Source organism: Streptomyces sp. NPDC048825, assembly GCF_043198355.1.
GTDB lineage: Bacteria > Actinomycetota > Actinomycetes > Streptomycetales > Streptomycetaceae > Streptomyces > Streptomyces xiangluensis.
In genome coordinates this window covers 78,351-94,450 of sequence record NZ_JBICUR010000024.1, presented here as the reverse complement: position 1 = coordinate 94,450, position 16,100 = coordinate 78,351, and the positions used below count along the sequence as shown (strand labels likewise).

Below are 16,100 nucleotides of genomic sequence, written 5' to 3'. Positions count from 1 at the left end.
CGGAAAGCTACGGACGTACGGAAACTAGGAGACGCACGATGGCCCAGCGCATCGTCATCGAGAACTGCGCGATCGCGACCGTGGACGCCGACGACACCGAGTACGCCTCCGGGTACGTCGTCGTGGCCGACAACCGAATCGAGTCGCTGGGCGCGGGAAAGGCTCCCGAGGACCTGCGGGACGTCGTACGCCGTATCGACGCGAGCGGTCACCTCGTGACCCCCGGCCTGGTCAACACCCACCACCACTTCTACCAGTGGCTCACCCGCGGCCTCGCCACGGATCACAACCTCTTCAACTGGCTCGTCGCGCTCTACCCGACATGGGCGCGCATCGACGAGCAGATGACGTACGCGGCGGCCCAGGGCTCGCTCGCCATGCTGGCCCGCGGCGGTGTCACCACCGCGATGGACCACCACTATGTGTTCCCGAAGGACTCCGGTGACCTGTCGGGCGCGATCATCCGCGCCGCCCGCGAGACGGGCGTCCGCTTCACCCTCGCCCGCGGCTCCATGGACCGCAGTGAGAAGGACGGCGGTCTGCCGCCGGACTTCGCGGTCGAGACCCTCGAAGGCGCGCTCGCCGCCACCGAGGCGACCGTCGACGAACACCACGACGACTCCTTCGACGCCATGACGCAGGTGGCCGTGGCCCCCTGCTCGCCGTTCTCGGTGTCGACCGAACTGATGAAGCAGGGCGCCGAGTTGGCCCGCCGCAAGGGCGTCCGGTTGCACACGCATGGTTCGGAGACCGTCGAGGAGGAGCAGTTCTGCAAGGAACTGTTCGGCCTGGGCCCGACCGATTATTTCGAGTCCACGGGCTGGCTCGGCGAGGACGTGTGGATGGCGCACTGCGTCCATATGAGCGACTCCGACATCGCCGCCTTCGCCCGTACGAAGACGGGCGTGGCCCACTGTCCTTCGTCCAACGCCCGGCTGGCGGCCGGGATCGCACGCGTCCCCGACATGCTCGCTGCCGGTGTCCCGGTCGGCCTCGGAGTCGACGGCACGGCGTCGAACGAGTCCGGCGAACTGCACACCGAACTGCGCAACGCGCTCCTCATCAACCGCCTCGGCGCACACCGGGAAGCCGCCCTGAACGCCCGTGAGGCGCTGCGTCTCGGCACCTACGGCGGTGCCCAAGTCCTGGGCAGGGCAAGGGAGATCGGCTCCCTGGAGCCGGGCAAGCTCGCCGACCTGGTGCTCTGGAACCTGGACACCCTGGCCCACGCCTCCATCGCCGACCCGGTCGCCGCCCTCGTCTTCGGCGCGGCGGCACCGGTCACCGCGTCCTTCGTCGGCGGCAGGCAGATCGCCGAGAACGGCCGCCTGCTGCACGTGGACGAGGACACCATCGCCCGCTCCACGCGGTCGGAGGCGAGGCGCCTCGCGCAGATCGCCGCGCAGGCCTGAACGTGGGGTGCCGCGAAGTGCAGTTGCGTCATCGTGGGTAATCACGATTCATGACTGACCAACCGCTGCTGTTGCTCGACGTCGACGGCCCGCTCAATCCCTACGGCGCGCGGCTGGTCCGGCCACGCGGGTATGTGACGCGGCGGCTGCATCCCGCGAACTGGTCCGCGCGGCAGGTGCCGGGGTCGCGGCGGCTGCGGCGAGGGCTGCGGGTGCGGCTCAATCCGGGGCATGGGGCGCGGCTGAGGGCGTTGCCGTATGAGCTGGCGTGGGCCACGACCTGGATGCACGAGGCCAACGAGATGATCGCGCCGGTGATCGGGCTGCCGGGCGATCTGCCGGTGATCGAGTGGCCCGAGCTGTTCGTGAGGGATCTCGAGGGGCTGTACTGGAAGACGCGGCACGTCGTGGCGTGGGCCGCCGGCCGGCCCTTCGTGTGGGTCGACGACATGATCACCGAACTCGATGTACGGCATGTCGCCGCGCACTACGACGCGGCCGCCCTCCTGCTGCCGATCGATCCGCGCAAGGGGCTGCGGGAGCGGGACTTCGAGGAGCTGGAACGGTGGGCTCGCGAACTGTGACGGACGAATGCGGGGGGTGACGGACGAAAGGTGAGTGTCAGACCCGGGTCGTAGTCTTCGAATGGGCTCAGTGATCGCTCACCGATCAGGCCGAGCCGGATTCGGGGAGGAGCACGCCGTGACACGACCGCCTACCGCCGCGCAGCGGCGTGTCATCGATGCCGCCGATCCCGTGACGGGACGGCTCAGGGGTACGGAGAGCCAGCTCGCGGCGCTGGTGAAGCGCGGGCTCGCCTTTCGTCATCCCCGGCCGCCGCACGATCACTTCCTGACACCGGCCGGGCATCGGATACGCGAAGAGGCGGCTGCGGAGGCCTCCGGTGGCCCGGACGGACGGGAGGTCGCGGAGGCGGGCAGCGCCCGTGCGTCCGCCGGCACCGGGGTGTTCGCCGCCCGGGTCGGCGGTGAGGAGGGCGTCGACTCGGGGCCGGGGCGCATACGCGAGGTGCACAGCGCCTGGCAGGGGCTTCTGGAGTTGCGGCGGATGACCAATCCGGACGGCGCCGTGGACCGGCCGTGCGGATGGGAGCGTACGCATCTGGTGCAGGCCGCCGCGCTCGCGCTGGAGGCGGCGGGGCACCGGCCCGCGGGGGCGGACGCCGACGGCTACCGGGTGCGGGCGACACCGCAGCCCGAGGCGGTCGCGGTGCAGGTGACGGACGCCGAGTCGCGGCAGGGCTGTGCGGCCACCCTGGAGAAGGCGGGTTGGCAGGTCGGAGAGTACACGGAGCCTCGTACGCGAGCACGCTATCTGCTGGCTTCCCCGCGACGAGTGTGAGACGAGCATGCCAAGCTGAGTGATCACCACCGTCGAGAAAATGAAGGGGAAGCCGTGTCAGAAGCGTCAGGAGCGTCCGGGCCGTTTTCCGTCCGGGTGACCGTCCGTGGGTACGAGACCGATGTCCAGGGCCACCTCAACCAGAGCGTCTATCTGAACTACGCGGAGCACGCCCGCTGGTCGTTACTGCAGGCCGCCGGGATCAGTCAGTCCGGCCTGATAGCCAAGGGGGTGGGGCCGGTGTCGCTGGAGACGACCATCCGTTTCAAGCGGGAGCTGCGGGCCGGTGAAGAGGTCGAGGTGACGTGCGACTTCCTCATGGACGAGAGCAAGATCTTCCGCGTCGAGCAGGAGATACGCAAGAGCGACGGCACGGTCGCCGCCGAAATCACGGCCACCGGCGGCCTGATGGACCTCAAGGAGCGAAAGCTGGTCGCGGAGCCACGCGAGTACTTCCGCGCCCTGGCGAGTGATCCGCGGCTCTTCGGGCTCTGATCCGGCACGTCGGACCGGGCTCTGATCTGGCACGTCGGCGGCCCTGTGACGGGCAGTCGGTGGCGAAACCGACTGCCCATTCATGACGCGTTCTCCGCCATGTGGCCGTATTTCCAAGCTGAACTCCTCATTCACAGGGTATTCCTCTCCACGGCATCCCTCAGCTGTCGAACCGGAGACCCAAATGCCGCTTGCTCGTCGTGCGTTTCTGATTGCGGTTGCCGGATCGGCCGGTGTCGTAGCCTGCTCGAACACACCCGCGAAAAGTTCCTCCGCCACGGACGCCAAGGGGGCTTCAGTGAGTCAGGCCGACGCAGCGAGCAGGGCGGCGCGGCGGCTACTGCCGCGGCACTGGCAGCAGTTGAGATTCGAGACGACGAGCCCCGCTGGAAGGGCTGACGCCTTCCGGGTCTCGGGCAGTACGGGACGGATCACCATCATCGGCACCACACCCGGCACCCAACTCGCCGGACTGCGCTGGTACCTGAAGCACATCGCGCACGCCAACATCAGCTGGGCCGGTGAGCAGCTCGACCTCCCCCAGCAGTTGCCCGGCTTCGAAGGCACCGTCACCCGGCAGGCCAATGTCCCGCACCGCTTCGTCCTGAACGACACGAACGACGGCTACACGGGCGCGTACAACGACTGGTCGTACTGGGAGCGCGAGCTCGACGTACTGGCGCTGCACGGCTACAACGAGGTGCTGGTGTACATCGGCGCGGACGCGCTCTACCACCGGGTGTTCCAGGAGTTCGGGCACACGGACGAGGAGCTGCGGGCGTGGATCGCGGGCCCGGCCCATCAGCCGTGGTTCCTGATGCAGAACATGGGCGCGTTTCCGTATCCGGTGTCGCGGCAGCTGCTCGCCGCGCGGGCCGCGCTGGGTCGGCGGATCGTCGACCGGGTACGGGAGTTGGGCATGACGCCGGTGTTCCCCGGCTTCTTCGGTACGGTCCCGCCGGGCTTCGCCGAGCGGAACCCGGGCGCGCGACCCCTACCGCAGGGTGAGTGGATGGGCCTCGTGCGGCCCGACTGGCTGGACCCGCGTACCGACCATTTCGCGCGGGTGGCGGCCACCTTCTACCGCGTCCAGGACGAGATGTTCGGCCCCTCGACGCTCTACAAGATGGACCTGCTCCACGAGGGCGGCGACCCCGGAGACGTACCGGTCGCCGATGCGGCGAAAGGTGTCGAGAGGGCGCTGCTGACCGCGCATCCGGAGGCGATCTGGGTGATCCTCGGCTGGCAGCGCAACCCGCCGAGGGCGATCGTCGACGCCGTCGACAAGCGGCACATGCTCGTCGTCGACGGACTGTCCGACCGCTTCCCGACCGTCGTCGACCGCGAGGCCGACTGGGGTGACACCCCGTACGCCTTCGGCTCCATCTGGAACTTCGGTGGCCACACGACGATGGGCGCCAACACCCCCGACTGGGCCGAGCTGTACAACACGTGGCGTACGAAGGAGGGCAGCACTCTGCGCGGTGTCGCCCTGATGCCGGAGGCGGCCGACAACAACCCCGCGGCCTTCGACCTCTTCTCCGAACTCGCCTGGGAAGAGGGCGACTTGGACCTTGAGGCATGGTTCAGGGACTGGGCGCACTCCCGTTACGGCACGCGTGATCCGCACGCCGAGGCCGCCTGGGACATCCTGCGCCGCACCGCGTACGGCACGACCCGCGCCGACTCGTGGAGCGAGGGCGCCGACGGGTTCTTCGGCGCCCGCCCCTCGCTCACCGTCAAGTCGGCCGCCAAGTGGTCGCCCAAGCAACTCCGGTACAACGCCGAGGAGTTCGAGCCCGCGCTCGACGAACTGCTGAAGGTGCCCGCGAGCCTTCGCAACTCCTCCGCCTACCGTTACGACCTCCTCGACGTGGCCCGCCAGGCTGCCTCCAACCGCAGCCGCGTCCTCCTGCCCCGCATCAAGAAGGCGTACGACGCCGGGGACGCCACCGAGCTGGACCGGTTGGCCGGGGACTGGCTCGCCCTGATCGACGTACTGGAGGCCTTGATGGCCACCGACTCCCGTCATCTGGTGGGGCGTTGGGTGGCCGACGCGCGGGCCTGGGGCGCCGACGAAGTGGAGCGGGCCCAGTTGGCGTACGACAATCTGTCGCTGCTGACCGTGTGGGGTACCCGGGAGGGCGCGGACGCGGGGCTGCGCGACTATGCGAACCGGGAGTGGGCGGGCCTGCTCGGCGGGCTGTACCGGCTGCGGTGGTCGACGTACTTCGACGAGCTGCGGGCCGCGCTGGAGGAGGGGCGGGGACCGAGGGCCATCGACTGGTTCGCGCTCGAGGAGCGCTGGACGCGGGAGCCCGGGCGGCTGGCGACGCGGCCGGTCGGGGACACGTACGAGGCCGCCGTCCGGGTGCGCGACCAGCTCACCGCGACTTCCTGAGTGGGGCCGGGCGGCCTCGAGCCCATGGGGTTCACCCCCGCCGCCCTACCCTCCCCCCATCTTCCTGGGGCTCCGCCCCAGGACCCCGCTGGGGGCTGCTGCGCCCCAGACCCCTACGGCCGAGTTGCCGCCGACTACTGCCGATACCCGCTGAGGAACCGCCCGATTCGTCCGATCGCCGCGTCCAGGTCGTCGACGTACGGGAGGGTGAGGATGCGGAAGTGGTCGGGGCGCGGCCAGTTGAAGCCGGTGCCCTGGACCACCTGGATCTTTTCGCGCAGGAGCAGGTCGAGGACGAACTTCTCGTCGTCGTGGATCTTGTGCACCTGGGGGTCGATGCGCGGGAACGCGTACAGCGCACCCTTCGGTTTCACGCAGGAGACGCCCGGGATCTCGTTGAGCTTCTCCCAGGCGCGGTCACGCTGTTCGCGCAACCTGCCCCCGGGTGCGGTGAGTTCGCGGATGGACTGGCGGCCGCCGAGCGCTGCCTGGATGGCGTACTGGGCGGGCGCGTTGGCGCACAGCCGCATGGAGGCCAGCATCGTCATGCCCTCGAGGTAGTCGCGGGCGTGCTGGCGTGGGCCCGTGACGACCATCCAGCCGGAGCGGAAGCCCGCTACGCGGTACGTCTTGGACAGTCCGCAGAAGGTGAGGACCACCAGGTCGGGGGCGAGGGAGGCGACCGAGTGGTGCACGGCGTCGTCGTACAGGATCTGGTCGTAGATCTCGTCGGCGAAGACCATCAGGCCGTGGCGGCGCGCGAGGTCGAGAATGCCCTCGATGATCTCCTTCGGATAGACCGCGCCCGTCGGGTTGTTGGGGTTGATGATGACGACGGCCTTGGTACGGTCCGTGATCTTCGCCGCCATGTCGGCCAGATCCGGGTACCACTCCGCCTGTTCGTCGCAGAGGTAGTGCACCGCCTTGCCGCCCGCGAGCGTCGTCACCGCCGTCCAGAGCGGGAAGTCCGGGGCGGGGATGAGAATTTCGTCGCCGTCCTCGATCAGCGCCTGGACCGCCATCGAGACGAGTTCCGAGACGCCGTTGCCGAGGAAGACATCGTCCACGCCGACCTCCAGGCCCAGGTCCTGGTAGCGCTGGGCGACGGCCCGGCGGGCCGAGAGGATGCCGCGGGAGTCGGTGTAGCCGTGCGCCTGGGGCAGCATGCGGATCATGTCCTGGAGGATCTCCTCCGGCGCCTCGAAGCCGAAGAGCGCCGGGTTGCCGGTGTTCAGCCGGAGCACGCTGTGGCCCGCCTCCTCCAGGGCGTTCGCGTGCTCTATGACCGGACCCCGGATCTCGTAACAGACCTCGCTGAGCTTGCTCGACTGCCGGAACTCCATGCGGTGCGCACCTCCAGGTTGGTGTGTTGCTTGGTTTTACCAAGTAGCGGCTTGGAAAGTCCAACAACATGTCTAGACTGCGTCGCATGTCACCTCGCCGAAGCTACGACCAGTACTGTTCCGCAGCCCGGGCCCTCGACGCCGTCGGTGACCGCTGGACCCTCCTGATCGTCCGCGAGCTCCTCGCCGGTCCGCGCCGCTACACCGACCTGCACGCGGATCTGCCCGGCGTGAGCACGGACGTCCTCGCCTCCCGGCTCAGGGACATGGAACGGGACGGGCTGTCGAGCCGACGCCGGCTGCCTCCGCCGGGAGCGGCCTTCGTGTACGAACTCACCGACCGCGGACGCCAGTTGCTCCCCGTCCTTCAGGCACTGGGCGAGTGGGGTGCGCCCCTGCTGGAGGAACGGCGGCCCACCGACGCGGTGCGCGCCCACTGGTTCGCCCTGCCGTTGCTGCGCTGCCTGGCGGGACTTGGCGACGGGGTCGTACAAATACGGCTGGAGGAAGGGGAGTTCTACGTTCGTATCGGCGCCGAGGGCGGCGGACCCGTGTACGCGGAGGGGCCGGCGCCCGAGGACCCCGATGCCCGGCTCGCCCTCGACTCGGGGACGTGCACGGCACTCGCCGGTGGCGGTCTGACGCTGCAGGAGGCGATACGGGCCGGGCGTGTCGAAGTGATGGGTGACGGGCCGCTGGCCAAGGAGCTACGGGACATCTGACGACACGACACCGCCCCTCCCAGCCCGCGGCGGTTCACGCTGCCCCCAACGGATTCGGCACCCCCGCCCAGATGTCCCCGGGCCGCTCCGGAGACAGCCTCATCAGCGTCAGCGCCTTCGTGGGCAGCGGTCCGTCCAGAACGGCCGCCAGGTCAGGCGTGCGCGGCAGGTCTCGTACGGCCGTGGAGAGGGCCTCGCCGAGCACCGCGCTCGAACCCGCCGTCGCCCCCAGCGTGCCCGTGACGAGCGAGCCGAACAGCTTGCGGCGCAGGGTCGTCTCGTCGTCCGTGATCAGCCGGCCGGACAGGTCCGGGGCCGGGATGCCGTGGCGGGCGAGGCGGGCCGGGCTGATGCGGATGTCGGCAAGGTCGCGGTAGACCAGGCGGGTCGGGGCGCCCGAGGGGGAGAGCACCACGAGGAGGTTCTGGCCGTGGGCCTCCAGCGCCACGCCCAGCTCCAGCAGTCGCAGACACACCGTCAGCGCCAGCCGCGTGAACTCGGCCATCCAGGAGGGGGATTGGGGCAGACCGGTCATGGTGAGCGCGGCGACGGGCACCACCCGCTCGCCATCCGCCGCGTACGTCTCCGGCGCCTCGCGCACCGCGGCCGCGAGGTCAGGTGTGTGGGCGGTGACCGCCCCCAGGGTGCGCGTGATGTGAAGGAGGCCGTCCAGGCGGGCGGCGACGGAGTCCAGGAATGCCGACACCGTCGCGGCCGTGGCGATCGAGTACAGCGAGATGTCCCGCACCGCCGACGTCAGCCGGGCGCTCAGCGCGGTCTTGATGTGCGGCCCGCCGGGCTCGGCGTCGGCAAGGGTGCGCAGCGACATGAGGGGGTGCGCGGTGACACCAGCCCCGCCCACCAGCGTCTCGTCCTTCAGCACATGCCGGGCCTGCCACGGATGCACCGGGATCAGTACCCGTCCGGCCTCCCGGTACGGCCACTCGCCCGCCACCAGACAGGCCTCCTCCGGCGCGGCGACCAGGCCCAGCTCGACCACCGGCCGGTGCTCGGGTGCGTACGCCAACTGCTCGGACACCGAAAAGCCCGGTCGGGAACGGCAGCTGGGGTGGAAGGGATGCCCGTCGACGATCCGCTGCTCCCACTCCCAGGTCGCGGAAGGGACGTCAAGGGGCGGCTGGTCGGCGCGGGACAGGGCCAACGAGGCGACGCTGTGGTCGAGTTCGGCGGCGAAGGCGTCACCGTGCGGGAAGGAGAGCGCGGTCATGAGCGCGGCCGGGTGGTCGTACGCGGCACCGTCCAGCCCAACCTCCGTAACGCAGGCGGCAGTTCCGTACGCATCCGAGTGCGGTCCGTGCAGCCGGCGGCCGTCGGCCAGATGGAGTGTCAGGCCCTCGCGCCCCTGCTCCCGGCGCGTGATCCACGGCAGCGGCTCATGGGCGAGACCACGCCACAGCCGGGTCAGCACGGCGGCCCGGGCGCCCGGGAGCTCGGCGGCGTACCCCGGCAGCAGGTGGGGGCCGGCGGTGCGCAGCTCGGCGGCGAGGGCGGACTCGGCCTCGGCCGGGGTGGGGGGATGGTGCACGGCGTGGCTCCTCGGTGATGGGAGGGCGTCGGGACCGGGTACTACGGCAGACATACTGATCGTCACTACCCGTATGGAACGAATGGATCGCGTGGAGCCCATGCCCTCCAGGGACGACGTCGCAGAGGCCGCCGACGCGTACGCGGCAGCGCCGCTGCTCAATTGTCTGCTGCGGGAGGTGGCCGAGCCGGCACCGGGGTCCGGTGAGCGGCCCGTGTACCGGCTGCCGGGCGGGAGACGGCTGCTGCGGGTACGCGGCGGACGCCGGCCCGCCGAGCCCGAGGTGTACGCCGCCGGGGCCTGGCACCGCCTCACCCACGCCGAGCTGGTCAAACTCACCGCCGATGAGCTGCGCCGGCACACCGGCCTGGCCAACTCCGAGCTGCCCACCGAGATGATCGACAGCCGGGACGCGGTGGCGGCGCTCCTCGTCGCACGCGACGGGGCCACCCCGCCCGAGGACCCGTATCAGCGCTCCGAACAGTCCCTGATCACCGGGCACCCCTACCATCCCGCGCCCAAGGCCCGCGGCGGCGGCCCGGTCGCCGGCTGGCTCCCTTACGCCCCCGAGGCGTACGCCCGCTTCCCGCTCGTCCTGCTCGGGGTGCGCGAGGACGCGGTCGTCGAGGAGGGCGACCTGCGGGCGATCGACGCGCTGGGCCAGGCCCCTCCCGGCTACCGGCTCCTGCCCGCCCACCCCTGGCAGCTCGACCTCGTCGGCAGCCGACCGGAGATCCGCGAGGCCTTCGCCGACGGCCGCCTCGTACGACTCGGCCGCGCGCCGTCCCCGGTCTGGCCCACGGCGGCCATTCGGACGGTGTACGACCCTGCCGCCGACCTCTTCCTGAAGTTCAGCCTCGACGTCCGCATCACCAATGACATCCGCCGCCTCTGGCGTCATGACCTCCTCAAGCTCCACCGCACGGACGCGGCGGTCACCTCGGCGTTCGCGGCCGTGGACGGCCCCGCGGCCTGGCTGAGCGACCGCGGCTACCGCACCGCGAGCTTCGCCTTCGAGGAACTCGCCGTCCTCGTACGCGACGGCCTGCGGGACCACGTCCTCCCCGGCGTGAACCCCCTGCTGGCGGCGGCCCTCACGGAAGCCTTCGACGGCAGTCCGCTGGACTCTCTCTCCGCCCCGGCCGACTGGTGGACGGCGTACGTGCGTCAAGTCGTTCCGCCCGCACTGGAGTTGTTCGCCCGTCACGGTGTCGTACTGGAAGCGCATCTGCAGAACACGGTGGTCGCCGTGGATGGCGCCGGTCTGCCGGTGCAGGCACTCTTCCGGGACGCCGAGGGCGTGAAACTGCTGCCCGACGTCACGCGCGCCGCCGGGTGGGAGCGGTTGGTGTACTGCCTCGTCGTCAACAACCTCCTTGAGATCGCCGGGGCGTTGGAGGAGCGGTATCCGGGGGTGGAGCTCTGGCCTGCCGCACGGCGGGAGCTGAGGCGCTACGAGGCGGAGGTGCCGGAGGTGGGGGAGCTGATCAGGGCTCCCACACTGCCCGGCAAGACGAACCTGCTGTTGCGGTGGACGGGGGCGGACGGGGCGGATGCCCGGTATCTGCCACTGGCCAACCCCTTGCGGTAGAGATGGTGGCGCCGGAAATGCCAGTGGGTACGGTGACCCGCTGATTTACAGTGGCCGGTGTGCTGCGCGAAGTGACTGCCGACCGATACGTGACCCCGCTGAGGTCCGGCGGCTCCGTGCCCGGAGTCGTCGAGGCCGACGACCTGGGGACGTACGTCGTGAAGTTCACCGGCTCCGCGCAGGGCAGGAAGGCGCTGGTCGCCGAGGTGATCGTGGGTGAGCTGGCCCGTGCGCTGGGGTTGCGGTTCCCCGAGTTGGTCCTGGTGCATTTCGACCCGTCGATCGCCGACGCGGAGCCGCATCAGGAGGTGCGGGACCTGCACAGCGCCAGCGCCGGCATCAACCTCGGCATGGACTTCCTGCCGGGCGCGAGGGACTTCACGCCCGAGATCGCCGAGACGTTCCGCGTGGACCCGCTGGAGGCGGGCCGGATCGTCTGGCTCGACGCACTGACCGTCAACGTGGACCGTACGGTCCACAGCTCCAACCTGATGGTCTGGCCCACGTTCGGCATCGCGCCCCCGCACCTGTGGCTGATCGACCACGGCGCCGCCCTCGTCTTCCACCACCGCTGGGACGCGACGGAACCGGAGAAGGCGTATGACTTCCGGCACCACGCGCTCGGCCACTACGCCCCGGACGTACGGGCAGCCGACGCCGAGCTGGCGCCCCGCGTGACCGAACGGCTGCTCCGCGAGATCACGGCCGAAGTGCCGGACGCCTGGCTCGCGGACGAGCCGGGCTTCGCCACGCCCGACGAACTGCGCGAGGCTTACACCGGCTACCTCCACGCGCGCGTGCGCGCATCGGCGGCGTGGCTGCCCACGGATTTCCCCACCCGGGAGGAACTCGCCGCCGAGGAGGCCCTCCGCGCGGCGAAGAGTCAGCGAGGCCGTCCGAAGTGGCTCCAGCGGGTCCCCGACCTGCACGGCAAACCGGCGGCGGAACAGGATTGGTCGGTACACCTCGGATGACCCACCGCGTTCAGATCGAGTACTGCACCCAGTGCCGCTGGCTGCCCCGCGCCGCATGGCTGGCGCAGGAGCTGTTGACCACGTTCGAGACCGAGCTGACGGAGCTGTCCCTGAAGCCGGGCACGGGCGGGGTGTTCGTCGTACGCGTCGACGACGAGGTGGTCTGGGACCGGCGCGAGCAGGGCTTCCCGGAGCCGACGGCCGTCAAGCGCCTCGTACGCGACCGAGTGGCCCCGGGCAGGACCCTGGGCCACTCGGAGAAACCGGCGGACTGACTCGGCCTGCCGGCTGGCTCAGCCGGTGAGCTGCTCGTACGCGGGCAGCGTCAGGAAGTCCACGTACTCCTCGTCCAGCGACACCTTCAGGAGCAGGTCGTGGGCCTGCTGCCAGTTGCCGACCGCGAAGGCCTCGTCGCCCAACTCGGCGCGGATGGCGGCCAGTTCCTCGGCGGCAACCTTGCGGGCAAGCTCGGGCGTGGCCTTCTCGCCGTTCTCGAACTCCACGCCCGCGTTGATCCACTGCCAGATCTGGGAGCGGGAGATCTCGGCGGTGGCCGCGTCCTCCATCAGGTTGAAGATCGCGACCGCGCCGAGGCCGCGCAGCCAGGCCTCGATGTAGCGGATGCCGACCTGGACGGCGTTGACCAGGCCCGCGTACGTCGGCTTCGCGTCCAGCGAATCGATGGCGATCAGATCGGCGGCCTTGACGTCGACGTCCTCGCGCAGCCGGTCCTTCTGGTTGGGCTTCTCGCCGAGCACCGCGTCGAAGGACGCCATCGCGATCGGCACCAGGTCCGGGTGCGCCACCCAGGAGCCGTCGAAGCCGTCCCTCGCCTCACGGTCCTTGTCGGCCTTGACCTTCTCGAAGGCGACCTTGTTGACCTCCTCGTCGCGCCGCGAGGGGATGAACGCCGCCATGCCGCCGATCGCGTGCGCCCCGCGCTTGTGGCAGGTGCGCACGAGGAGTTCGGTGTACGCGCGCATGAACGGAGCGGTCATCGTCACCGCGTTGCGGTCCGGCAGCACGAACTTCGGCCCGCCGTCACGGAAGTTCTTGACGATGGAGAAGAGGTAGTCCCAGCGGCCCGCGTTCAGCCCCGAGGCGTGGTCGCGGAGTTCGTACAGGATCTCCTCCATCTCGTACGCCGCCGTGATCGTCTCGATGAGGACGGTGGCGCGGATGGTGCCCTGCGGGATGCCGACGTAGTCCTGCGCGAAGACGAACACGTCGTTCCAGAGGCGGGCCTCCAGGTACGACTCCGTCTTGGGGAGGTAGAAGTACGGGCCCTTGCCGAGGTCGAGCAGGCGCTGCGCGTTGTGGAAGAAGTACAGACCGAAGTCGACGAGCGCGCCCGGGACGGGGGTGCCCGAATCGTCCACCAGATGGCGCTCGTTCAGGTGCCAGCCGCGCGGGCGCATCACGACCGTAGCCAGCTCCTCGGCCGGCTTCAGGGCGTACGACTTGCCCTCGGGGGACGTGAAGTCGATACGGCGCTCGTACGCGTCGGTCAGGTTGAGCTGGCCGAGGACCACGTTCTCCCAGGTGGGCGCAGAGGCGTCCTCGAAGTCCGCGAGCCAGACCTTGGCGCCCGAGTTGAGGGCGTTGATGGTCATCTTGCGGTCGGTGGGGCCGGTGATCTCGACGCGGCGGTCGTTCAGGGCCTCCGGTGCCGGGCCCACCTTCCAGGAGTCGTCGGCCCGGATGGCGGCGGTCTCGGGGAGGAAGTCGAGCGTGGACGTACGGGCGATCCCGGCACGGCGCTCGGCGCGACGGGTGAGGAGCTCGTCACGCCGGGGCGTGAACCGCCGGTGCAGCTCGGCCAAGAAGGCGAGCGCCGCGTCCGTGAGGACCTCACCCTGCCGGGGCAGGGGCTCGGCGTCGACGATGGCCAGCGAGGACGGCGCTGGTGCGGACATGAGCTGTCACTTCCTTCAGCGAGCTGACTTCAGTACACGGCGGCACTGGGTGCCAGTGGATACTAATTTCCTCATGGTGGAAGTTCAATGTTTTGTTGATGTCGAGATGCTCTGAGTCGAGCCAAGCGCCGGGACAACAAGGGCGGGCGCTCGGTGACGCGCGCCTCACTCGAGGTGGATCAAGTCGCCTTCCGTGTCGATGTCATACGCCTGCGCCACATCACCGCACTCGACAAGCGTGATCGCGTCCTCGTTCGCCTTCAGGTAGGCGCGTGCCCCGCGATCCCCGACCGCAGTCGCGCTGATGCCGGGCCAGTGGTCGGCGCCGAACAGCACGGGATGGCCGCGTACACCGTCGTACGCGGCTGCCGCGAGCGATGTCTCGGAGGCGTACGCGGCGAGCACGCGGGCCACCGCCTCCGGCCCGATGCCGGGCTGGTCGACCAGTGATACGAGGGCTGCCCGCACCCCCGTTCCGGCCAGCGAGTGGAGCCCGGCCCGCAGGGAGGAGCCCATGCCCTCCTCCCACCGGGCGTTGTCGATCAGGACGCAGTCGGGCAGTACGGCCCTGGAACGGACAAGGCCCGCCCGCGCCCCCAGGACCACATGCACCTGGGCGCAGCCGCCCGCGCGCAGCACCCCCGCCGCGTACTCGACGAGGGGGCGCCCCCGGTGTTCGAGCAGCGCCTTGGGCCGCCCGCCGAGCCGGCGGCCTCCGCCCGCCGCGAGCAGGAGGCCCGCCACCTGGTCCCGTTTCGCTGTCATGCCTCCTGCATACCTGACACCACGGCGAGTTCATGGTGTCCAACGACTGAATTTCGGCCCTTGTGGTGGCGCCCACCGCTGCGGGTGGCGTTTACTGGCCCGCGGTCCCCGGTGCCTGACCGACGCCACGGGGTGTTCGACAGAAGCAGTACATCCGGCGCACAAAGGAGTGCGAGGGGGGAGAGCTGTGTTGCGGAGCTTGGGACAGAGGCCAGTGACCGGCAGCGACGAGGATCCGAGGGTGGCGGAGCTCAGGACCGCGGTGTCCAGGCTGCGCCGCGAACTCGCCGCGCATCCTGCCGAGCTCCCGGACCGTGGAATCGCGGAGGACGAGCTTGCCGCGCTCGCCGCGATGACGGTCAGCGGCATCCCGGAGGTACCGCGGCTGCGCCGCTCGCTGCTGCTGATCGCCGGCTCCATCGGCTCGGTGAGCGCGCTGGCGCCGGGGCTGCAGGATGTGCGCAGTGCGGTGGAGCTCTTCGGGGAGCCGGGCCGCTGAGCGCTGGGCTGGAACGGTTCGAAGCTGCGGGTCCGTTGTGGGCGGAGCCGCACCATGTCACTGCCTCGCGCCCCTGCGGGGGCGCCCCGATCAGGCGCCCGGCCCCGAACTTGCCAGTGCCTCCGAGAGTTCCACCGCGATCTGTTGCAGCACGGGCACCGTCTTCTCCGTCATCTCCTCTGTGACGCGGCCGGCCGGGCCGGAGATCGAAATTGCCGCCGCGGTGGGGGAGTCGGGCACGGAGACTGCCAGGCAGCGGACGCCGATCTCCTGCTCGTTGTCGTCCACCGCGTACCCGGAGCGGCGTACCTCCTCCAGCGCGGTGAGGAATGCGTCGGGCGAGGTGATCGTCTTCTCCGTGGCGGCCGGCATGCCCGTACGGGACAGCAGTGCGCGCACCTCGTTCGCCGGGAGGTGGGCGAGCAGGGCCTTGCCGACGCCGGTGGAGTGCGGCAGCACCCGGCGGCCGACCTCGGTGAACATCCGCATCGAGTGCTTGGACGGGACCTGCGCGACGTACACGATCTCGTCGCCGTCGAGCAGCGCCATGTTCGCCGTCTCGCCGGTCTCCTCGACCAGGCGCGCCAGATAGGGCCGGGCCCAGGTGCCGAGCAGTCGGGACGCGGACTCGCCGAGGCGGATCAAGCGGGGGCCGAGCGCGTACCGGCGGTTGGCCTGCTGTCGTACGTAACCGCAGGCAACCAGCGTGCGCATCAGCCGGTGGATCGTCGGCAGTGGAAGCCCGCTGCTCACGGAGAGCTCGCTGAGGCCAACCTCGCCGCCCGCGTCCGCCATTCTCTCCAGCAGATCGAAGGCGCGCTCGAGGGACTGGACGCCACCGCTGGATCCGGAGTTCTTCGATGCGGAGGCATCCGCGGGGGCGTCGCTGGCGCTGGACGTCGGCACGGGGCGTTCCTTTCAGGTCCGGCAGGAGAGGCAGCCTATCGGCCGGTCAGTGTGTTGACTGACCGGCTGTGGATAACTACGTTCTGCTTCATGGAAGGTTAATTCCACTTTACGGAAGGATCCAGGCGAATGGTGTGCTCTTGACGAGGTGAAGCCTGCGGTGAAGAC

Annotated in this window: 15 protein-coding genes; 10 read left to right on the top strand and 5 right to left on the bottom strand. The window is 70.1% G+C overall.

Going from position 1 to position 16,100, the window contains the following annotated elements; translation table 11 throughout:
• The first annotated feature begins 38 nt into the window (after positions 1-38).
• The 5 genes from ACGFNK_RS40310 (at position 39) to ACGFNK_RS40290 (ending at position 5,670) form a co-directional block, all read left to right on the top strand.
• A complete protein-coding gene (locus ACGFNK_RS40310; protein ID WP_393424606.1) occupies positions 39-1,412 on the top strand; it encodes an 8-oxoguanine deaminase in 1,374 nt (457 codons plus the stop codon).
• Between the two features lie 50 nt (positions 1,413-1,462).
• Positions 1,463-1,996, top strand: a complete 534-nt coding sequence (locus tag ACGFNK_RS40305; RefSeq protein WP_393424603.1) for a hypothetical protein — start codon at positions 1,463-1,465, stop codon at positions 1,994-1,996.
• 118 nt (positions 1,997-2,114) lie between these two features.
• Positions 2,115-2,774, top strand: coding sequence for a hypothetical protein (locus ACGFNK_RS40300; protein WP_393424600.1), 660 nt, complete (start codon positions 2,115-2,117; stop codon positions 2,772-2,774).
• A 96-nt stretch (positions 2,775-2,870) separates the two neighbouring features.
• Positions 2,871-3,269, top strand: coding sequence for an acyl-CoA thioesterase (locus tag ACGFNK_RS40295; protein WP_393424597.1), 399 nt, complete (start codon positions 2,871-2,873; stop codon positions 3,267-3,269).
• Positions 3,270-3,453: 184 nt separating this feature from the next.
• Positions 3,454-5,670 carry an alpha-N-acetylglucosaminidase gene (locus tag ACGFNK_RS40290; RefSeq protein ID WP_393424594.1) on the top strand — a complete coding sequence of 739 codons (2,217 nt, stop codon included), beginning with the start codon at positions 3,454-3,456 and terminating at the stop codon, positions 5,668-5,670.
• 134 nt (positions 5,671-5,804) lie between these two features.
• Here the strand turns inward: ACGFNK_RS40290 and ACGFNK_RS40285 are convergent, their stop codons facing one another.
• Positions 5,805-7,013, bottom strand: a complete 1,209-nt coding sequence (locus ACGFNK_RS40285) for a pyridoxal phosphate-dependent aminotransferase (protein WP_393424591.1) — start codon at positions 7,011-7,013, stop codon at positions 5,805-5,807.
• An 86-nt stretch (positions 7,014-7,099) separates the two neighbouring features.
• Here ACGFNK_RS40285 and ACGFNK_RS40280 point away from each other — a divergent pair, with 86 nt between their 5' ends.
• A complete protein-coding gene (locus tag ACGFNK_RS40280) occupies positions 7,100-7,735 on the top strand; it encodes a winged helix-turn-helix transcriptional regulator (RefSeq protein WP_393424588.1) in 636 nt (211 codons plus the stop codon).
• A 34-nt stretch (positions 7,736-7,769) separates the two neighbouring features.
• Here the strand turns inward: ACGFNK_RS40280 and ACGFNK_RS40275 are convergent, their stop codons facing one another.
• Positions 7,770-9,281: an IucA/IucC family protein gene (locus tag ACGFNK_RS40275; RefSeq protein ID WP_393424585.1), complete on the bottom strand. Its 1,512-nt coding sequence runs from the start codon at positions 9,279-9,281 to the stop codon at positions 7,770-7,772.
• Positions 9,282-9,363: 82 nt separating this feature from the next.
• Here ACGFNK_RS40275 and ACGFNK_RS40270 point away from each other — a divergent pair, with 82 nt between their 5' ends.
• Genes ACGFNK_RS40270 through ACGFNK_RS40260 form a run of 3 tightly spaced genes read left to right on the top strand, consistent with a single transcriptional unit; the run spans position 9,364 to position 12,121 of the window.
• Positions 9,364-10,872, top strand: coding sequence for an IucA/IucC family protein (locus tag ACGFNK_RS40270; RefSeq protein WP_393424738.1), 1,509 nt, complete (start codon positions 9,364-9,366; stop codon positions 10,870-10,872).
• Between the two features lie 59 nt (positions 10,873-10,931).
• Positions 10,932-11,846 carry a HipA family kinase gene (locus tag ACGFNK_RS40265; RefSeq protein ID WP_393424582.1) on the top strand — a complete coding sequence of 305 codons (915 nt, stop codon included), beginning with the start codon at positions 10,932-10,934 and terminating at the stop codon, positions 11,844-11,846.
• Positions 11,843-12,121: a SelT/SelW/SelH family protein gene (locus tag ACGFNK_RS40260; protein ID WP_344393872.1), complete on the top strand. Its 279-nt coding sequence runs from the start codon at positions 11,843-11,845 to the stop codon at positions 12,119-12,121. The genes ACGFNK_RS40265 and ACGFNK_RS40260 overlap by 4 nt, the downstream gene beginning before the upstream one ends.
• Positions 12,122-12,139: 18 nt before the next feature.
• Here ACGFNK_RS40260 and aceB read toward each other — a convergent pair whose 3' ends face one another.
• A complete protein-coding gene (aceB, locus tag ACGFNK_RS40255; protein ID WP_393424578.1) occupies positions 12,140-13,762 on the bottom strand; it encodes a malate synthase A in 1,623 nt (540 codons plus the stop codon).
• A 165-nt stretch (positions 13,763-13,927) separates the two neighbouring features.
• On the bottom strand, positions 13,928-14,527 hold the full coding sequence (locus ACGFNK_RS40250) for an NTP transferase domain-containing protein (protein ID WP_393424575.1): 600 nt from the start codon (positions 14,525-14,527) through the stop codon (positions 13,928-13,930).
• A gap of 214 nt (positions 14,528-14,741) precedes the next feature.
• On the opposite strand from ACGFNK_RS40250, the gene ACGFNK_RS40245 reads away from it, so the two are divergent.
• The gene (locus tag ACGFNK_RS40245; RefSeq protein ID WP_386344984.1) at positions 14,742-15,026 is read left to right on the top strand and encodes a DUF5955 family protein; all 285 of its coding nucleotides are present in this window, start codon (positions 14,742-14,744) and stop codon (positions 15,024-15,026) included.
• 90 nt (positions 15,027-15,116) lie between these two features.
• Here the strand turns inward: ACGFNK_RS40245 and ACGFNK_RS40240 are convergent, their stop codons facing one another.
• On the bottom strand, positions 15,117-15,932 hold the full coding sequence (locus tag ACGFNK_RS40240; RefSeq protein ID WP_393424572.1) for an IclR family transcriptional regulator: 816 nt from the start codon (positions 15,930-15,932) through the stop codon (positions 15,117-15,119).
• Between the last annotated feature and the right edge of the window lie 168 nt (positions 15,933-16,100).